This window comes from Streptomyces sp. NPDC005393, assembly GCF_040606675.1.
Taxonomy (GTDB): domain Bacteria; phylum Actinomycetota; class Actinomycetes; order Streptomycetales; family Streptomycetaceae; genus Streptomyces.
On the sequence record NZ_JBEXFG010000026.1, the window covers coordinates 1 to 17,591 of the forward strand.

Genomic DNA, 17,591 nt, shown 5'->3' on the forward strand with positions numbered 1-17,591 from the left:
GTCGGGGCCGTAGCCGACCTGCATCGCCGCGTGGCTGACGCCCTCGCCCTGTCCCCAGTCGTAGAAGAGCACGTCCCCGGTCTTCTGGCTGTCGGGCGTCCAGTAGTCGGTCGACGAACCGGGGGCGCTGCCACCGGCTTTGCCGCCCGGCTGGTCGGCCAGCAGGAAGCGGTAGAAGCCGTCGGCCGCCCCCCAGGAGTTGGACCACCTGAAGTCGTCGTTGGTGGATCCGCTGCCGCGGATCCACCAGACCTTGTCGCTGGAGGCGTTGGTGTTGGCTCCGCGGAACGGATAACCGCCACCCACATGGGCGGACTGGGACACGAAGTTGGTGCAGTCCGCGCCGAACACCGGGAAGGCCGGCTTGTTCGGCTGGAGCGCGTACTGATCCGCGTACGCCGCGGCGCGGCTGCCCGAGTAGGCCATGGCGGGGCTCACGGTCGCGGATGTGATCGCCGCCATCAACGGGGCGGTCAGCGCGGCTAATAGGCGGCGCTTGGAGCTGAAAAGGGGCAAGGCAGGCTCTCCCATCGTGAGGTGCATCACCATGCACCTGACACCGCCGCGAGCCTATCGTGAAGGAGTCGTGAATAAAAATGCTGATCTTGTGAGCGACATGCCCGGTTCATGAAATCGGCCGGGGGCGCCGCCGCTGACGTGCGCGACGGTGCCACCGGCCGGCGCGGCGGGACGGTGGTGCGGTCAGATCGTGGCGGTGTCGCGCAGTACTGCTCCAGCCCCCTGGCGCAGTACTCGCACGCACGGCACGAGTCGACGAAGCACCCCGCGCCCATCCGGTCGCCCTGCCGCAAACTCCTCGTTGACCTGTGCGAATACCCCGCCTTCCTCAGCGGAGTGTGCCAAAGAACTCACGGATGTCGGCGGCGACGCGATCGGGTAGCTCCATGGCCACGAAGTGGTGGCCGGACGGGTTGTCGAGCGGCCAGTGGGTGATGGTGGCGTGGCGTTCGGCGAGCCGGCGGATTCCGGGCGGGCCGCTGTAAACGCCGGTCGGCGCCGCGCGTTGGCCCTCGGGCCAGGCGAAGCCGGCGGAGTCGTACATGGGCCAGGAGGAGGTTCCCAGTGTTCCGGTGAGCCAGTAGAGGGTGAGATTGGTGAGGAGCAGATCGCGGTCGATCAGCTGCTCCGGGAGTTTCGTGGCGGCGGTGAACTCCTTGAACTTCTGTGTCATCCAGGCCAGCGCCGCGACCGGGGAGTCGTGCCATCCGTAGGCGAAGGTCTGCGGCGCGGCGCGGAGCAGGGTGTGGTGGTCCACCCCGTTCATCCAGTCCTCCTCCTGGAGCGCCGCGAAGGCCGTTCGCTCCTCGTCGGTCAGCTCGGGGAAGTCGGCCTCCGTGGGGAAGCCGAGGCCGCTGATGGCGTAGACGCCGATCACCTGGTCCGGGGCGGTCTTGGCCACTTCCGGGGCGACATACGCGCCGAGGTCGCCGCCCTGGGTGCCGTAGCGGTCGTAGCCGAGGCGCTGCATCAGCTCGGCCCAGATCCGCGCCACGCGCGCCATGTTCCAGCCCGTCTCGCGGGGCGGTGCGGAGAAGCCGAAGCCGGGGACCGAGGGGATGACGACATGGAAGGCCTGGGCGGGATCGCCGCCGTGTGCGCGGGGGTCGGTGAGGTGGCCGATGAGATCGGTGAACTCGACGAAGGAGTTGGGCCAGCCGTGGGTGAGGAGGAGCGGCAGGGCGTCGGGCTCGGCCGAGCGCACATGGAGGAAGTGGATGTCCTGGCCGTCGATCTCGGTCATGAACTGCGGAAACTCATTCAGCCGCGCCTCGTGGCGGCGCCACTCGTAGCCCTCGCGCCAGTAGTCGGCCAACTCCTTGAGATAGGCGACGGGCACGCCACGGCTCCACCCCTCGCCGGGCAGCTCCCGGGGCCAACGGGTGTGTGCCAGACGGTCGTTGAGGTCGTCCAGATCGGCCTGGGGGATGTCGATGCGGAAGGGACGGATCTCAGGGCTCATGCCGGTTCTCCTCCGGGGGAGTTGTCGCGATGTGTGCCAACGGTAGAGGCCGTCTAGGTCAGGTTCTGGCCTAGATGACCTGCTCGTCCTCGCTCTTCGGGGCGCTGTTCCTCGGCACGTACTTCATGCAGGACGTCCCCGGGCTGGACCCGGCTCCAGAGCGGTCTGAGGGGGCTGCCGCTCGCCATGATGATGGTGCTCGGCGCACCGGCGGCCGCGGTGCTGAAGCGCCGGGCCCCGCCGGACGGCGGTGGCGGGGATGGTGCTCGTCGCCCTCGGCATCCTGCTGATGTCCCGTCTCGACCTGGGGTCGGGCGCCGAGGCGACCGGTGGTTGCTTCCTGGTGCTGGGCGCCGGTTTCGCCGCGGTGATGGTCACCGCGACGGCCGTCATCGTGCACCAGGCGTCCGTGGACACCGCGGGAGTGGCCGGCGGACTCCAGCAGACCGCGATGAACATCGGCCCGACGCTCGGCGTCGCCTCGGCCACCACCCTGATGACCCCCGCCGCGCCGGACGCCGCCACCGGCCGTCCGCCCGGGGACGGGCCACGCTGGAACGGCGGCGCCTTCCTCTCCGCGATGGGACCCACGCTGTCCGCCCTCGCGGCCCTGGCCGCGCTCGGCGCGCTGCTGGCCACCCGGCTGCCCGGCCGCGCCGTCGAGACACCCGCACCGCCGCCTCCGGGAGCCGGTGGCGGCGTGCGCGTGCGCTGGCCCCGTCGGCCGTCAGCCGAGGTCGACGAGGAGGTCGCCGCCCTCCACCTGCTGAATCGCGTTGATGGAGACCCGGGACACCGTTCCGCTCTTCGGCGCGGCGATGGTGGCTTCCATCTTCATCGCCTCGATCGTCGCCACGGTGGCGCCCGCCTCGACCTGGTCGCCCTCGGTGACCGCGAGTGTCACCACACCCGCGAACGGCGCGGCGACATGGCCGGGATTGGTCCGGTCGGCCTTCTCCGTCACCGGCACGTCGGACGCCGCCGAGTGGTCCCGCACCTGGATCGGGCGCAGTTGGCCGTTGAGCGCGGACATCACCGTGCGCATACCGCGCTCGTCGGCGTCGCCGATGGCCTCCAGCTCGATCAGCAGCCGGACACCGGGCTCAAGGTCGACGGTGTACTCCTGGCGGGGACGCAGTCCGTAGAAGAACGCCTTGCTGTCGAGCACACTGGTGTCGCCGTGCGCCTGCCGATGGGTGTCGAACTCCATGGTCGGACCGGGGAACAGCAGCCGGTTGAGCGTCGCCCGCGGGTCCTTCTCCAGCAGTTCACGGTCCTCGGCGGACAGCTCCCGCGCCACCGGCTTGGGCGCGGCGCGGCCCTCCAGCGCCTTGCTGCGGAAGGGCTCGGGCCATCCGCCCGGTGGGTTGCCCAACTCGCCGCGGAGGAAGCCGATGACCGAGTCCGGAATGTCGAACCGGTTCGGCTCCGCCTCGAAGTCCTCGGGCGACACCCCCGCCCCGACCAGATGCAGCGCGAGGTCGCCGACCACCTTCGACGACGGGGTGACCTTCACCAGATGGCCGAGGATCCGGTCAGCGGCGGTGTACGTTGCCTCGATCTCCTCGAAGCGGTCGCCGAGCCCGAGCGCGATGGCCTGGGTGCGCAGATTGGACAGCTGTCCGCCGGGGATCTCATGGTGGTACACGCGCCCCGTCGGCGAGGCCAGGCCCGCCTCGAACGGTGCGTAGACCTTGCGTACGGCCTCCCAGTACGGCTCCAGACCGCCGATCGCTTCAAGGCTCAGCCCGGTCGGGCGCTCGGAGTGGTCCGTGGCGGCCACGATCGCTGACAGCGACGGCTGCGAGGTGGTGCCCGCCATGGAGGCCACCGCCCCGTCCACCGCGTCCGCGCCCGCCTGGATCGCCGCCAGATAGGTGGCGAGCTGACCGCCCGCGGTGTCATGGGTGTGAATGTGCACCGGCAGGTCGAACTCCCTGCGCAGCGCGGACACGAGCTTCGCCGCCGCCGGGGCGCGCAGCAGCCCCGCCATGTCCTTGATGGCCAGCACATGCGCGCCCGCGGCCACGATCTGCTCGGCCAGCCGGAGGTAGTAGTCCAGGGTGTAGAGCTTCTCCGACGGATCGGACAGATCGGAGGTGTAGCAGAGCGCGACCTCGGCGATCGCGGATCCCGTCTCCCGCACCGCGTCGATGGCGGGCCGCATCTGCCCGACGTCGTTGAGCGCGTCGAAGATCCGGAAGATATCGATACCGGTGGCCGTGGCCTCGTGGACGAAGGCGGTGGTCACCTCGGTCGGGTACGGGGTGTAGCCCACGGTGTTGCGGCCGCGCAGCAGCATCTGCAGACAGATGTTGGGTACGGCTTCGCGCAGCTTGGCCAGGCGTTCCCAGGGGTCCTCGGCGAGGAAGCGCAGCGCCACGTCGTAGGTGGCGCCGCCCCAGCACTCCAGGGACAGCAGCTGTGGCACGGTCTGCGCCACCACCGGGGCCACGGCCAGCAGATCCTTCGTACGGACCCGGGTGGCGAGCAGCGACTGATGCGCGTCCCGGAAGGTGGTGTCGGTGACACCGATCGTCGGCGACTCACGCAGCCATCGGGCGAAACCGTCCGGACCGAGTTCGGTGAGCCGCTGCTTGGAGCCGGCGGGCGGCTCGGTGTCGGGCACCCGCGGCAGCTTGGTGGTCGCGTCGATCAGGCGCGGGCGTTCGCCGTTGGGCTTGTTCACCGTGACATCGGCGAGATAGGTGAGCAGCTTGGTGCCGCGGTCGGCGGAGTGACGTGAGGTCAGCAGATGCGGCCGCTGCTCGATGAAGGACGTGGTGACCTGCCCGGCCCGGAAGTCCGGATCGTCCAACACGGCTTGCAGAAACGGGATGTTCGTGGCCACACCGCGGATCCGGAACTCGGCCACGGCGCGCCGGGCGCGGCCGATCGCGGTGGTGAAGTCCCGGCCCCGGCAGGTCAGCTTGACCAGCATCGAGTCGAAGTGTGCGCTGATCTCCGTACCGGCGTGGGCGGTGCCGCCGTCGAGACGGATCCCCGAGCCGCCCGGTGAGCGATAGGCGCTGATCATGCCGGTGTCCGGGCGGAAGCCGTTGGCCGGGTCCTCGGTGGTGATCCGGCACTGGAGCGCGGCGCCGCGCAGATAGACGGTGTCCTGGGAGAGACCGAGGTCGGAGAGGGTCTCACCGCTCGCGATCCGCAGCTGTGCCTGGACCAGATCGACGTCCGTGATCTCCTCGGTCACGGTGTGCTCGACCTGGATGCGCGGGTTCATCTCGATGAACACATGGCGGCCGTCGCGATCGAGCAGGAATTCCACCGTGCCCGCGTTGCGATAGCCGATCTCACGGGCGAACTTCACCGCGTCCGAGCAGATCCGCTCCCGCAACTCCGGGTCGAGGTTGGGTGCGGGCGCCAGCTCGATGACCTTCTGGTGGCGGCGCTGCAGCGAACAGTCCCGCTCGAACAGATGGATGACGTCGCCCTGGCCGTCGGCCAGGATCTGCACCTCGATATGGCGGGGCTCGACGACGGCCTTCTCCAGGAACACCGTCGGATCGCCGAACGCGGACTCGGCCTCGCGCGCCGCCGCCTCGATCGACTCGCGCAGCACCTCCCGGTCCTCGACCCTGCGCATCCCGCGCCCGCCGCCACCCGCGACCGCCTTGACGAACACCGGGAAGCCGAGCTCGTCCGCGGCCCGGACCAGCTCGTCCACGTCGGTGGACGGCTCGGAGGAACCGAGCACCGGGACCCCGGCCGCACGGGCCGCGGCCACCGCGCGCGCCTTGTTCCCGGTCAACTCCAGCGTCTCCGCTCCGGGCCCGACGAAGGTGATCCCCGCCTCCTCGCACGCGCGCGCGAGGTCGGGGTTCTCGGACAGGAACCCGTATCCGGGGTAGACCGCGTCCGCACCCGCCATGCGCGCCGCGCGGACGATCTCCTCGACGGAGAGATAGGCCCGCACCGGGTGCCCCGCCTCCCCGATCTCGTACGCCTCGTCCGCCTTCAGCCGGTGCAACGAGTTGCGATCCTCGTGCGGGAACACGGCGACGGTTCTCGCGCCCAGCTCATAGCCGGCACGGAAGGCGCGAATAGCGATCTCTCCACGGTTGGCGACCAGCACCTTGCGGAACATGCCTGATCCCTTCTACTGCCAGGTACGACACAAGTGTGTCGGCGACACTACTTGCCGCGTACCGCACAGGGCGCCCCTGTGTGATCCAGTTCTCGCGGGCGGACCACGGAGTGGGCATCGTGTCATGACCGCGTCACCCAGGAGCGGCCCCAGCCAGGCAGCTCGGACGCTCAGCGCGAGATCCCCGGCGTCGGCACCGCCCGGCGCCGCCGCTGTCCGTACGCGACCGGGACCACGGCCAGCAGAGGCCCCCACAGCAGCAGGGGGGGGAGCGGTAGGCGGTCCGGGCCACCCGGCTCGCGTGGAGGACGGCCTGCTCGGCCTCCTGGACGGCGCAGTAGCGGGCGCCGAGTCCGAAGCGGGCCATCGCCGAGGCCCGTCCGTAGTCCCACGCCTCCACGCTGCGGACGAACCTCCCCTCCGCCAGCAGCCCGTCCGCGCGGAACCGCGCCTCGTACCGGGCGATCCGGCCGATGAGCCGCTGCACCCCGGTGATCCGGGCCTCGACCTCGGCGATATCGCGGGGCCCGGCCGTGGTGACCCCATCGGGGGTGACCTTGACCTCGGCGGATTCGGCGGCGTTGCGCCGCAGTACGCGCTCGGCCACCGTCCGCCAGTGATCGACCCCGACGGGTCCGGCGAAGTCCAGGGCGAGGGAGCGGCGGCCACCGAGGGCGAATTCCCGGACGCCACTGATCAGCTCGGCGCCGAGCAGCAGTTCCTGGGTGCGTCGCCACTCCTGGCGGTTGGTGCCCCCCACCACTCCTTCAGCCGGCTCTTCTCATGGCTGTAGCCCCTGCCGTGACAGGCCATGGAGTTCCACAGCTCCAGAACCCATCGTCCGCGCCGCGCCCTCAGCCCAGCGCCCGGTCGAGGTTGAACGCCGCACTGATGAGGGCGAGATGGGTGAAGGCCTGGGGGAAGTTGCCGAGCTGTTCGCCGGTGCGGCCGATCTCCTCCGCGTACAGCCCGACATGGTTGGCATACGTCAGCATCTTCTCGAAGGCCAGCCGGGCATCGTCCACGCGGCCGGCCCGGGCCAGCGCCTCCACATACCAGAACGAGCAGATGGAGAAGGTGCCCTCCTCGCCGCGCAGCCCGTCCGGGCTCACCCGGGGGTCATAGCGGTAGACCAGGGAGTCGGACACCAGCTCCTCGCCCAGCGCGTCCAGGGTGGACAGCCACTTCGGATCGGTGGGCGAGATGAACTTGGCCAGCGGCATCATCAGGACGGAGGCGTCGAGCACGTCCTCGCCCTCGCGCTGGACGAAGGCGCGCCGCTCCGGGGACCAGCCACGCTCCATGATCCGGCGGTAGATCGTGTCGCGGGCGTGTGCCCAGCGGGGCATGTCCGAGGGCAGACCGCGGCGGGTGGCGATCCGCATCGCCCGCTCGATCGCGACCCAGCACATCAGCTGCGAGTACAGAAAGCGCTGGGGGCCGGCGCGCGTCTCCCAGATGCTCATGTCCGGCCGGTCCCAGTTGTCGCAGACCCAGCCGACCAGATCGCACAGGGTGTCCCAGTGCTCGCTGGCCAGTGGCTGCCCCCACTTGTCGTAGAGGTAGAGGGAGTCCACCAGCGCTCCGTAGATGTCCAGTTGGAGCTGGGTGACGGCCGCGTTGCCGATCCGGACCGGGGACGAGCCCAAATGGCCCTCCAGATGAGGGAGTTCCTGCTCGGTGAGTTCGCTGCGGCCGTCGATGCCGTACATGATCTGCAGGGGGCCGCTGGGGCCGTCCCCCAGGCGGATGTCCTCGGACAGGAAGCGCACGAAGGCCTCGGCCTCCTGGGTGAAGCCGAGCCTCAGCAGCGCGTAGATGCAGAACGCGGCGTCGCGGATCCATACGTGCCGGTAGTCCCAGTTGCGCTCGCCGCCGATCCGCTCGGGCAGGCTGGTCGTCGGGGCCGCCACGATGGCGCCGGTCGGCGCGTAGGTGAGGAGCTTGAGGGTGAGCGCCGAGCGGTGCACCATCTCCCGCCAGCGTCCGCGGTAGCGGGACTGGGAGATCCAGCGGCGCCAGTACCGCACGGTGGCGTCGAACAGCTCCTCCGCCTCCGCCAACGGACAGGTCCGCGGCCGCACCGTGCCGCCGATCCGGTCGAGTGCGAAGACCGCGGCCTCGCCCTCGACCAGCTTGAACGTGGACACCGCGTCCTGCCCGTCGGTCTCGACCGTGACGCTGGACGTCAGCGCGAGGGAGAGATCGGGCGAGTCGAAGACCGTATGATCCTGCTGGACGCTCACCGTATGCGACTGCCGGCCGTAGTCGAACCGGGGCGCGATCCGCGCGGTGAACGGCAGCGAGCCGCGCACGCACAGCACCCGGCGGATCAGCCGGTGCCGGTCCGCCTCCCGCGAGTCGTCCACGATCGGCATGAAGTCCTGGACCTCGCCGACCCCGTCGTCCGCGAAGAACCGGGTGATGAGGATATTGGTGTCGGGGAAGTAGAACTGCTTCGTCCGGGCGGGCACATCCGCGGCCAGCTCGAACGCCCCGCCGCGGTCGGCGTCCAGGATCGATGCGAAGACGCTGGGGGCGTCGAAGCGGGCACAGCAGTACCAGTCGATGGTCCCGTTCGTGCCGACGAGCGCGGCGGTCCGCAGATCGCCGATCAGTCCGTGCTCGGCGATCGGCAGATAGCGGGGCGCGTCCCCCTTACAGGGGCGCAGGCTCTCGGCGGCGGTCATCGGACCTCCCGCGCTGAGGGGGCAGGAGCTCTGGATTCAGGATACGACTGACCGGCTCGGGGGACGAATGCCGTGCGCGCCCGGCCGCCGGTCACCCGTTCCTGAGCCGGGGCCGGTCCGGCGCGGCGCCCGGTCCGGCAGCTCGCTCAGCCGGTCGTCGGAGAGCGGCTTGCGCACCTGGCGGTGTTGCCGCAGTACGTCGCCGAGCGTCACGCCCCGCAGCGGCTCCCGCTCGGCGTGCCAGACGTCCGCCGAGCGCCGCCGAGGCCAGGTCGGCGAGCGGGGTCCGCAGCGTATGCCACGGCAGAGCGGGCACGGCGGGCCCCAGCTCCTCGGCAAAGGGCCCGGTCGGCGCCTCCGCGGAGTCGGGCGCCACCGGCTCGGGGGCGTGGGCCGGACATCGGCGAGGGTTCCGGCGGCGCCCCCGGGCCGCACCCGCGAACCGCCGTCGCGCAGCCGCGCCGGCCGCTCGGCGGCGTCGAGCACGAGCGCCGCCGGCCCGCCGCCATCCCGGTGCTCCGCCCTGAGGCGCCGAGCGCCGCGGCCGTACAGTCCGGATCGGCGGGCGTGACCGCGAGCCCCCGGCCGGCGACCAGGACCCGCTTTTTGACGCGTGCATTTAAACGCAGTGGTCGATGAGGAATTCACGCTTTCCGGGGTGCCGCTCCGATGAGCGAGGCAATCCCGTTCACGGTCAACTGTCATATGCGGCACGGGGGACCGCCAGCCAGGAGGCGACGGCCGCGGCGATCGGCTGACCGGTTTCCAGTTCAACGAAGCCGAACTGGCCGCCCTGATTGCACTCCAGAAACCACCAGACCCCGTCGGCGTCCTCGGCGAAGTCGAAGGCCCCGTAGGCGAGACCGGTGAGGGCCATGTACTCAAGGACGGCCCGTGCGATGCGACCGGGCACCTCCAAGGCCTCCCAGTGAAAGCCGTGGTAGCCGAAGCGCCCGTCCACCTGACCGGAGGCGGCGATCTTCCGTGCGGCGAACAACTCCGTACCCACACAGATGAGCCGGATGTCAGCTCGCTTGGGAATGTAGCGCTGGAGAAGGGTGGCACCGGCCGCGACATCGGAGAAATCCGTGTCGGGGCCGATGCGGGTGGTGGGCAGCGCGACCGGGGGATCGATGGCCGGCGGACCGGAGGCGGATTTCACCACGATGTCCCCGAGTCGGGCCGCGAACTCATGTGCCGCACGGGGATAGGTGGTGACGAGGGTCGGGGGAACGGCGAAACCGCTGCGCTGGGCGATCCGTAATTGAAACGGTTTGTGACGAGCCGGGTCGGCGGCACCGGGATGGTTCATCCAGCGTGCCGCCGTGGAGTACAGCATCCCGTACAGGGCCTGGCCGCACTCGGCCGTCAGCCACTCCGACGGCTCCGCCGCATGCGCCGCCGGCTTGCCGGGTCTGCGCACCCAGATGGACCGAAGTCCATGGATGCTGACGAGGCGTCCCTCGGTCGACAGATAGCCGGTGAAGTCACCGCGGTCGAATTCCGTCGACAGGGCGGCCTGATCCGGAAGGTCGGCCGGATCGAAGCGCACCAAAGGGACGCCTTGTTGACGTAGCTCGGCTACCACCAAGTCCGCCGTTACGTCCTCGCGGCAGGTCAGGATGAGTACGGTCATGGACGTGCGGTCGGTCAGTCGTCGAAGTGCGTCTTGGAGCCGGCCGTCGATGTGGTCGTACCGGTGGCGAGGAGCACCGCCCGGTCGGCGATGGCGGGGCGTCCGTCGGAGAGGACATTCAACTGCAGGGCGGCGTTATACGTGTAGGGAACGCTGACCGGCGACTCTTCCACCGGGATTGCGTGGTTCAGTACGAAGGGCTGCATGAGTGACCTCTTGGGGGGCTCCATAAATTCTTCTCTCCATCACGCAACAGTACGTACTATAAATGTTAGAGACTCACTATCTGCGGTGTCTGTGTTGATATGAAGTGCGTCACACGAACGATCCGACGTCGACGGAGTGCGTCGGCAGAGTGGGCGAACGCCAACATATGAGCGAGGTAAAGGTGATCGTACATTCGGCGGCCATCCAGGGGGCCGGGCGCGCGGCTCATCGACCCCGACCCCGCATCGATGAGCCCCGCGCGTACCGCCGCGGTGAGGGCCGCCGCGCCCGGAGTGCCGGCGGCTCCGACAGGGGCCGCTACGACCCGTCGTCCGGACGGTGGGTGACGCGGATTTTGGACTGGCCGTGCGGCAGTTCCTCCCAGTCCGCCATGAACCGGGCCGCGAGGCCGTGCTTCTCCGCCAGGGCGATGAGCGTCTCGGTGCGGTAGTAGAAGTCCTCCCGCAGCACCTGGTGCTCGGCGCCCTCCGTGCGGTCGAAGGTGAAGTCGAACCAGCCGTCCGGCGCCAGGATGCGGCCGACATGGGCCAGGCACTCCTCGATGACCGGCAGCGGAGAGTGCGAGAAGACGCTGTGCGCGTGCACCACGTCGAAATGCGCGTCGGGCAGGAACCGCAGCGTCAGATCGCGGACCGGGGTCAGCGTGGGAAGGCGGTCCTGCAGCCCCTGGCGCACCAGTGTGTCCTGCGCGGCGGCGAGGATCTCGGGCGAGATGTCGATGCCGTAGTAGTTCCCCGGCTCGAGATGGCCGATGAACCGCCAGCCCGCCCGCAGATTGCCGCATCCGATCTCCAGCATCCGGTGCTCCGGCCGCAGGCCATGGCCGAGGAGATAGTCGAACTGCATCGCGCCCAGCGCCAGCCAGCGCTCGCGGCTGGGACTGCCGACCGCCGCGTCCGGGCTGCTGCGGGTGTCGGACCGCATCACCGCGCGGTAGTAGGAGATGTGATCCGGCCGGCGGTAGCGCAGCCAGGCGTCCCGGGCGGCACGGACCAGATGGCGCGGTACCCGGTCGGGGTGGCGCAGGGCGTAGGCGACGCGGTGGCCGAAGGCGGCGCGGTTGACGGTGACGTTCCTGACGGGCATGCGGAATTCTCTCTTGTCGTGGTGCGGACGCGGCTCTGGCTCACCGCGCGGCGGGTCGGTACCAGCCTCTGCGGGGAAGCGGGAGCCGGCCGTCGGCGAACCGGCCCCGGTGCGGAGGGGGTCCGGGTGACGCGGGCATCAACCGATCGGATGATGCGGCGCCCCGCCCGGCCCGTTAGGACTGACGGAAGGAGAAAACCGGAAGAGACGAGGAGGGGCCGGCGGTGCGATCAGCGGTCACGGCGGTCGGGGAGCCCGGACGGGACGATCCGGACGGGCGGTGGCTGACGGCGGTCCTGCACATCGCGTTCTTCCTGCTACTGGGGTCCTCGCTGGCCCGCTATCTGATCCGGGACACGGGCGGTGCGCCGACCGGCTGGGTCGTCGCCCTGTTCGCGGCCTTCGGGGCGCTCTATCCGCTCGGCCGGCGGCTGGCCCCCGCACCGCGCCCCGGTGCCCGGGTCCCCGCCCGCTGTCTGGCCTGGCTGGGCGCGGTGCTGGCCGCCTGGGGCGGGCTGCTCGTCCTCGCGCCGAGCGCCGCATGGTGCGCCATGCCGCTCTTCTTCACCGGTCTGCACACCCTGTCCACCCGGACCGCGGTGCCGCTGGCCGCCGGGCTCACTGCGCTGGTCGTCGCCTCCAAACTGCGGTTCATGCACGACGGGTTCGACCCCAACGCGGTGATCGCCCCGCCGGCCATCGCCGCGGTCGCCTCCGCCGTCCTGATCCATCTGCGGCGCCAGTCGGCCCGGCAGCGCGTCCTGATCGACGATCTGGTCCGTACCCGCCGCGATCTGGCCGCCACCGAGCGGCGGGCGGGGATCCTGGCGGAGCGCCAGCGGCTGTCCACCGAGATCCATGACACCCTCGCGCAGGGCCTGTCCAGCCAGCGGATGCTGCTGCAGGCCGCCGACCGCACCTGGGACACGGACCCGCGGGCGGCCCGCGGGCATATGCGCGACGCGGCCGAGATCGCCTCCCGCAGCCTCGCCGAGGCCCGTCGGTTCGTCCACGATCTGGCCCCGGCCGAGCTCGCCGAGTCCTCCCTCGCCCAGGCGCTGAGCGCGCTCGCTCAGCGCGAGAGCGGCGCGGGGCCGGCGGTGGACTTCCGGCTCGACGGCTCCCTCGGCCCGCTGCCGGAGCGGGTGGAGGCGGCGCTGCTGCGCATCGCCCAGGGCGCCCTGGCCAATGTGCGCGAGCACGCCGGGGCGACGCGGGCCGCGCTCACCCTGACCTGCATGGGCGACCAGATCTGCCTGGACATCGCCGATGACGGCCGAGGCTTCGACGCGGACGCCGTCCCGGCTCCCGGAGCGGACCGGACGCGCGGCCACGGGCTGCCGGCCATGCGGGTCCGGACGCGGCAGTTGGGCGGCACGCTCACCGTCGAGTCCGCGCCGGGGGAGGGGACCGTCGTGTCGGCGGCGATGCCCTTGGACGCCGTCGCCCCCCTCGCCCCGCTCGTCCCCGAGAGCACTGTGGAGGCCGCGTCATGAGCCCGTCCCCGTCCCCGTCCGCCCCCGCCATCCGGCTGCTGCTCTGCGACGACCACGCCGTGGTGCGTGCCGGGCTGCGTGCGCTGCTGGCCAGCACCGACGGCATCGAGGTGGTCGGCGAGGCGGGCAGCGGCGAGGAGGCCCTCGCCATGGCCGCCCGGCTCCGGCCCGATGTGGTGCTGATGGACCTGCAGCTCGGGGACGGTATGGACGGGGTGACGGCTACGCGGCGGCTGGTCTCCGGCGACGGCGACGGCGGCGGCGACGGCGGCGGCGCCGGCACCGCGGCGCCGGGGACGGGGACGGCGGGCGCCCGCGGACCACGCGTCCTGGTGCTCACCATGTTCGACACCGACGCGGACATCACCCGTGCCATCGAGGCCGGTGCCACCGGCTATCTGCTCAAGGCCGAGCGGCCGGAGGAGCTGTTCACGGCGATCCGGAACGCCGCCTCCGGCCGTACCGCGCTGTCGGCACCGGTCGCCGACCGGGTGCTGGCCCGGATGCGCAGCCCGCGCCCGGGCCTGTCCGAGCGGGAACGCGACATCCTCCGGCAGCTGGCGCGCGGCCTGGGCAACCGGGAGATCGCCCGGGCCCTGTTCATCAGCGAGGCCACCGTCAAGACCCACCTGGGGCGGATCTACGGCAAGTTGGGGGTCGAGACCCGGGCCGGGGCGGTGGCGGTCGCCACGGAGCGCCGGCTGCTGCCGTGACGGTGTCAGATCGCGGGCAGGCCGGGCAGCGGCGGCCGGTCCTGTTCGGGCAGGACGAGGGTGCGGGTCGGCAGGGGGATCTCGATGCCCTCGGCTCGGAAGCGGCGGTGCAGCTCCTTCATGAACTCATGCTTGATGAGGTACTGGTCGCTGAACTCCAGGGCCCGCAGGAACACCGAGAAGTCGATGCCGGACTCCCCGAAGGTGTGGAAGCGGACGGCTGTCTCGTGGTCGATGACACCGCCCTGGACATCGGCCATCACCTTTCCGGCGACCTCGATCGTCACCCGCTCCACATGGTCCAGATCGCTTCCGTAGCCGACGCGCGCCTGCACCATGACCGACATCTGCTGTTGCGGCTGGTGATAGTTGGTCATGATGGTATTGCCGAGCTTGGCGTTCGGGATGATGACGAGGTTGTCCGACAGCTGGCGCACCGCCGTATTGCGCCAGTTGATGTCGACCACATACCCCTCCTCACCGCTGCTGAGCCGGATGTAATGGCCGGGCTGCACCGTCTTCGAGGCGAGAATGTGCACGCCCGCGAACAGATTGGCCAAGGTGTCCTGCAGGGCCAGCGCGACCGCCAGACCGCCCACGCCCAGCGCGGTGAGCAGCGGAGCGATCGAGACGCCGAGGGTCTCCAGCAGAATGAGCACGCCCATCGCCAGCACCGCGATCCGCGTGATGTTGACGAATATGGTGGCCGATCCCGCCACTCCGGACCGGGACAGCGCCAGGGACCGCACCACATCGGCCACCACCCGCGCCGCCGTGACCGTGGTGACCAGGATGAGCACGGCGACCAGCGTCTGGTTGACGTCGTGTCCGACCGTGGGGGTCAGCGGCAGCGCGGCAGCCGCGGCCGACGCGCCGGCGGCCATCGCCGCCCACGGGGCCAGCGAGCGCAGCGTGTCGACGATGATGTCGTCGCCGCTCCACCGCGTGCGGCTCGCTCGCTCGCCCAGCCAGCGCAGCGCCACGCGCAGCAGCACACCCCCGGCCGCGCCGCAGATCAGCGCGGCGCCGACGATGATGACGTCATGCAAGGTGAGCGCCCGGTTCACCGGTCACCGCCCCGAGGGCCGGAGAGCGCGTCAGAAACGGACGTGCGGCGCGCCGTCGCCAAGGCGGCGTCCGGTCTGGAGTTGTGTGGGGTCACGTTCTCACCTGTTCGAGCATGGGATGTACGGGCTGCGCCGGGGAACGTGTGTACGGCCCCGGCGTAAGCTGCCATCCTGCCGCATGCGGCGACCGGCTCGTGACGGTGCGGGAGGCTACCCCTCGTAACCGGCCAGCGAGCGCAGCCAGTCCACCAGCAGCCCGTTGACCTCGTCGGCGCGTTCCTGCTGGACCCAGTGGCCGCAGCCGTCGAGGAGATGCGAGGAGACCAGACCGGGCAGGGTGGTGGGGAACGCCTTGATGGCGTCGGACATCCAGGTGGTGGAGGCGTCCAGCGCCCCGCCGATGAAGAGTGAGGGCTGGGTGATCGGCGCCCCGTCCCAGGCGGCGAGATCCTCCCAGTCCCGGTCGACATTGCGGTAGCGGTTCAGACCCCCGGTCAGCCCGGTCCGCTCGAACTCCCCGGCGTAGACATCGAGGTCGGCCTCGCTGAGCCAGGACGGCAGGGCACCGGTGGGGAAACGGTCGCGGAGCATGCCGCCCTCGGGCGCGAAGAACAGGCTGTCCTCGCCGCCCGGGGGCATGGTGTCGGCCGAGAGCCCGGCGTAGAACCCCGCGAGCCAGCCCCGGACATCGGGCTCGATCTCCGCCTCCGCTCGGCCCGGGGTCTGGAAGTAGCCGACGTAGAATTCCTCGGCCCCGCCGATCCGGGCGAAGGCGTCGGTGGGCCGGGGGCCGCCCCGGGGCGCGTACGGGACACTCAGCAGCCCCACGGCGGTGAAGACATCGGGCCTCAGCAGTGCCGAGTTGGCGGCGATGGGCGAGCCCCAGTCATGGCCCACGACGATCGCGGTCTCCTCGCCGAGGGCCCGTACGACCCCGGAGTTGTCGGCGACATGGGCCGTCATCCGGTAGGCGTCCACCGCGCGCGGCGCCGACGACCGGCCGTAGCCGCGTACGTCGAGGGCCACCGCACGGAAGCCCGCGGCGGCGATCGCCGGGAGCTGGCGGCGCCACGAATACCACGACTCGGGAAAGCCGTGGACCAGGAGGACCAGGGGGCCGGTGCCCTGCTCCACCAGATGAATCCGGCCACCGGGGACCCCGACCAGCCGGTGCCGCGCGTCCGGCACCGGCGCGGGCGAAGGGGTGGGCTGCGGCATGCGTCCTCCTCGATACGGCGGGGGCATCGCGATCGGCCCCGCCACGATCATGCGGTCGCCGCCACCTCGGGGCGAGGATTGTTGCCGGTCCGGCAAACCGGCGGACGGCGACGGCCACCGCACCCCGTACCCGCCCCTTTTGTGGTGGAATCATGCGGCATGGGGACTCGTCGGTACGCCATGGACCGCGGATGGCCGTTCCTCGCGGCCGCCTACGCCTTTGTGATCGCCATGTGCGGCACGACACTGCCCACGCCCCTGTACGAGCTCTATCAGCGGCGGTGGGGCTTCTCCTCGTTCACGGTGACGGTGATCTTCGCCGTCTACGCACTGGGGGTCATCGTGGCCCTGCTGCTGTTCGGCCATGTGTCCGACTTCGTCGGCCGACGGCCCGTGCTGCTGGCCGCGCTGGCGCTGACCGCGGCGAGCGCGGTGTGTTTCCTGTATGCCGACGGGCTGCCGCTGCTCTTCACGGGACGTACCCTCTCCGGGCTCTCCGCCGGCCTGGTCACCGGGACCGCCACCGTGGCCGTGATCGAACTGGCGCCCGCGCGGTGGCGCGGTGCCGCCACGCTCGTCGCGACGGTGGCCAACCTGGGTGGCCTCGGCTTGGGACCGCTGCTGACCGGGGTGCTGGCGCAGTACGCGCCGACGCCGCTGCGGCTGGTGTTCCTGGTGGACCTGGCGCTGGTGGCGGTGGCCGCCGCCGGGGTGTTGGCGGTCCCGGAGACCGTACGGGCCACGAGCCGTCCGCCGCTGCGGCCGCAGCGGCTGCGGGTGCCCCGGGAGATGCGCTCGACGTTCGTGGCCGCGGCCATGGCGGGGTTCGCCGGGTTCGCGACGCTGGGGCTGTTCACCTCGGTCACGCCGATCTTCCTGCGCGAGGTGGAGGGGGAGCGGAACCTGGCCGTGGCCGGTGCCGTGGTGTTCTCGGTGTTCGCCATGTCCATCGCCGGGCAGCTGCTGGCGCGGCGGCTGGGCGAGCGGCGGTCGCTGCCCGGGGGATGCGCGGTGCTGGTGGCGGGCATGGCCGCCATCGCGGGCTCGTTGGCCGCGGCGTCGCTGCCCCTGCTGGTGGTGGGAGCGGTGGTGGCGGGGGCCGGACAGGGGCTGTCGTTCCACGCGGCCGTGGCCGTGGTGACCCGGCGGAGCCCGGCCGACCGGCGCGCGGAAGTCACCTCGGCGCTGTTCGTGCTGATGTATCTGGCGATCTCGATCCCCGTGATCGGGGTGGGGGCGCTGTCCGTCGCGGTCGGCCCGCGGTCCGCGGGCCTGATCTTCACCGGCTGTGTGGCGCTGCTCGCGGCGGCCACCCTGCTCCGGCTGCTGCGACCCGCTGCCGGGGCATCCCGTACCCGGTGAACCCATGCC

13 protein-coding genes are annotated in these 17,591 nt (G+C 71.1%); 3 read left to right on the forward strand and 10 right to left on the reverse strand.

The features are described from left to right. From ABZS71_RS21495 to ABZS71_RS21530, 8 genes are all read right to left on the reverse strand, one after another. Positions 1-438, reverse strand: a 438-nt coding sequence (locus ABZS71_RS21495) for an amidase domain-containing protein (RefSeq protein WP_356212390.1), incomplete at its 3' end; no start/stop codon positions are given. A gap of 409 nt (positions 439-847) precedes the next feature. Next, positions 848-1,981 (reverse strand): epoxide hydrolase, encoded by a 1,134-nt coding sequence (locus tag ABZS71_RS21500; RefSeq protein ID WP_356212392.1) that lies wholly within the window; start codon positions 1,979-1,981, stop codon positions 848-850. Between the two features lie 727 nt (positions 1,982-2,708). Then, positions 2,709-6,086 (reverse strand): pyruvate carboxylase, encoded by a 3,378-nt coding sequence (locus tag ABZS71_RS21505; RefSeq protein WP_356212394.1) that lies wholly within the window; start codon positions 6,084-6,086, stop codon positions 2,709-2,711. Positions 6,087-6,219: 133 nt separating this feature from the next. Beyond that, entirely contained in the window at positions 6,220-6,846 is a 627-nt protein-coding gene (locus ABZS71_RS21510; RefSeq protein WP_356212397.1) for a DUF1266 domain-containing protein, read from the reverse strand. Between the two features lie 94 nt (positions 6,847-6,940). Continuing rightward, positions 6,941-8,776: a glycoside hydrolase family 15 protein gene (locus tag ABZS71_RS21515; protein ID WP_356212399.1), complete on the reverse strand. Its 1,836-nt coding sequence runs from the start codon at positions 8,774-8,776 to the stop codon at positions 6,941-6,943. 694 nt (positions 8,777-9,470) lie between these two features. Continuing rightward, positions 9,471-10,412 (reverse strand): ATP-grasp ribosomal peptide maturase, encoded by a 942-nt coding sequence (gene tgmB / locus ABZS71_RS21520; protein ID WP_356212401.1) that lies wholly within the window; start codon positions 10,410-10,412, stop codon positions 9,471-9,473. Between the two features lie 14 nt (positions 10,413-10,426). After that, positions 10,427-10,618, reverse strand: coding sequence for a putative ATP-grasp-modified RiPP (gene tgmA, locus ABZS71_RS21525; RefSeq protein WP_355847621.1), 192 nt, complete (start codon positions 10,616-10,618; stop codon positions 10,427-10,429). Between the two features lie 319 nt (positions 10,619-10,937). After that, positions 10,938-11,726 carry a class I SAM-dependent methyltransferase gene (locus ABZS71_RS21530; protein WP_356212403.1) on the reverse strand — a complete coding sequence of 263 codons (789 nt, stop codon included), beginning with the start codon at positions 11,724-11,726 and terminating at the stop codon, positions 10,938-10,940. 224 nt (positions 11,727-11,950) lie between these two features. Here ABZS71_RS21530 and ABZS71_RS21535 point away from each other — a divergent pair, with 224 nt between their 5' ends. Next, positions 11,951-13,222 (forward strand): sensor histidine kinase, encoded by a 1,272-nt coding sequence (locus ABZS71_RS21535; RefSeq protein ID WP_356212406.1) that lies wholly within the window; start codon positions 11,951-11,953, stop codon positions 13,220-13,222. Beyond that, on the forward strand, positions 13,219-13,935 hold the full coding sequence (locus tag ABZS71_RS21540) for a response regulator transcription factor (protein ID WP_356212408.1): 717 nt from the start codon (positions 13,219-13,221) through the stop codon (positions 13,933-13,935). The genes ABZS71_RS21535 and ABZS71_RS21540 overlap by 4 nt, the downstream gene beginning before the upstream one ends. 5 nt (positions 13,936-13,940) lie before the next feature. Here the strand turns inward: ABZS71_RS21540 and ABZS71_RS21545 are convergent, their stop codons facing one another. Continuing rightward, entirely contained in the window at positions 13,941-15,002 is a 1,062-nt protein-coding gene (locus tag ABZS71_RS21545; RefSeq protein ID WP_356212411.1) for a mechanosensitive ion channel family protein, read from the reverse strand. Between the two features lie 210 nt (positions 15,003-15,212). After that, positions 15,213-16,220 carry an alpha/beta hydrolase gene (locus ABZS71_RS21550; protein ID WP_356212414.1) on the reverse strand — a complete coding sequence of 336 codons (1,008 nt, stop codon included), beginning with the start codon at positions 16,218-16,220 and terminating at the stop codon, positions 15,213-15,215. A gap of 159 nt (positions 16,221-16,379) precedes the next feature. Here ABZS71_RS21550 and ABZS71_RS21555 point away from each other — a divergent pair, with 159 nt between their 5' ends. Beyond that, on the forward strand, positions 16,380-17,582 hold the full coding sequence (locus tag ABZS71_RS21555) for an MFS transporter (RefSeq protein WP_356212417.1): 1,203 nt from the start codon (positions 16,380-16,382) through the stop codon (positions 17,580-17,582). The last annotated feature ends 9 nt before the right edge of the window (positions 17,583-17,591 follow it).

What these genes read in the sequence shown, in the direction of transcription:
- ABZS71_RS21555 (WP_356212417.1), top strand. Translation starts at nt 16,380, where the DNA reads ATGGGGACTCGTCGGTACGCCATGGACCGCGGATGGCCGTTCCTCGCG.
- ABZS71_RS21515 (WP_356212399.1), bottom strand. Translation starts at nt 8,776, where the DNA reads ATGACCGCCGCCGAGAGCCTGCGCCCCTGTAAGGGGGACGCGCCCCGC.
- ABZS71_RS21550 (WP_356212414.1), bottom strand. Translation starts at nt 16,220, where the DNA reads ATGCCGCAGCCCACCCCTTCGCCCGCGCCGGTGCCGGACGCGCGGCAC.
- ABZS71_RS21540 (WP_356212408.1), top strand. Translation starts at nt 13,219, where the DNA reads ATGAGCCCGTCCCCGTCCCCGTCCGCCCCCGCCATCCGGCTGCTGCTC.
- ABZS71_RS21530 (WP_356212403.1), bottom strand. Translation starts at nt 11,726, where the DNA reads ATGCCCGTCAGGAACGTCACCGTCAACCGCGCCGCCTTCGGCCACCGC.
- tgmB (WP_356212401.1), bottom strand. Translation starts at nt 10,412, where the DNA reads ATGACCGTACTCATCCTGACCTGCCGCGAGGACGTAACGGCGGACTTG.
- tgmA (WP_355847621.1), bottom strand. Translation starts at nt 10,618, where the DNA reads ATGCAGCCCTTCGTACTGAACCACGCAATCCCGGTGGAAGAGTCGCCG.
- ABZS71_RS21505 (WP_356212394.1), bottom strand. Translation starts at nt 6,086, where the DNA reads ATGTTCCGCAAGGTGCTGGTCGCCAACCGTGGAGAGATCGCTATTCGC.
- ABZS71_RS21500 (WP_356212392.1), bottom strand. Translation starts at nt 1,981, where the DNA reads ATGAGCCCTGAGATCCGTCCCTTCCGCATCGACATCCCCCAGGCCGAT.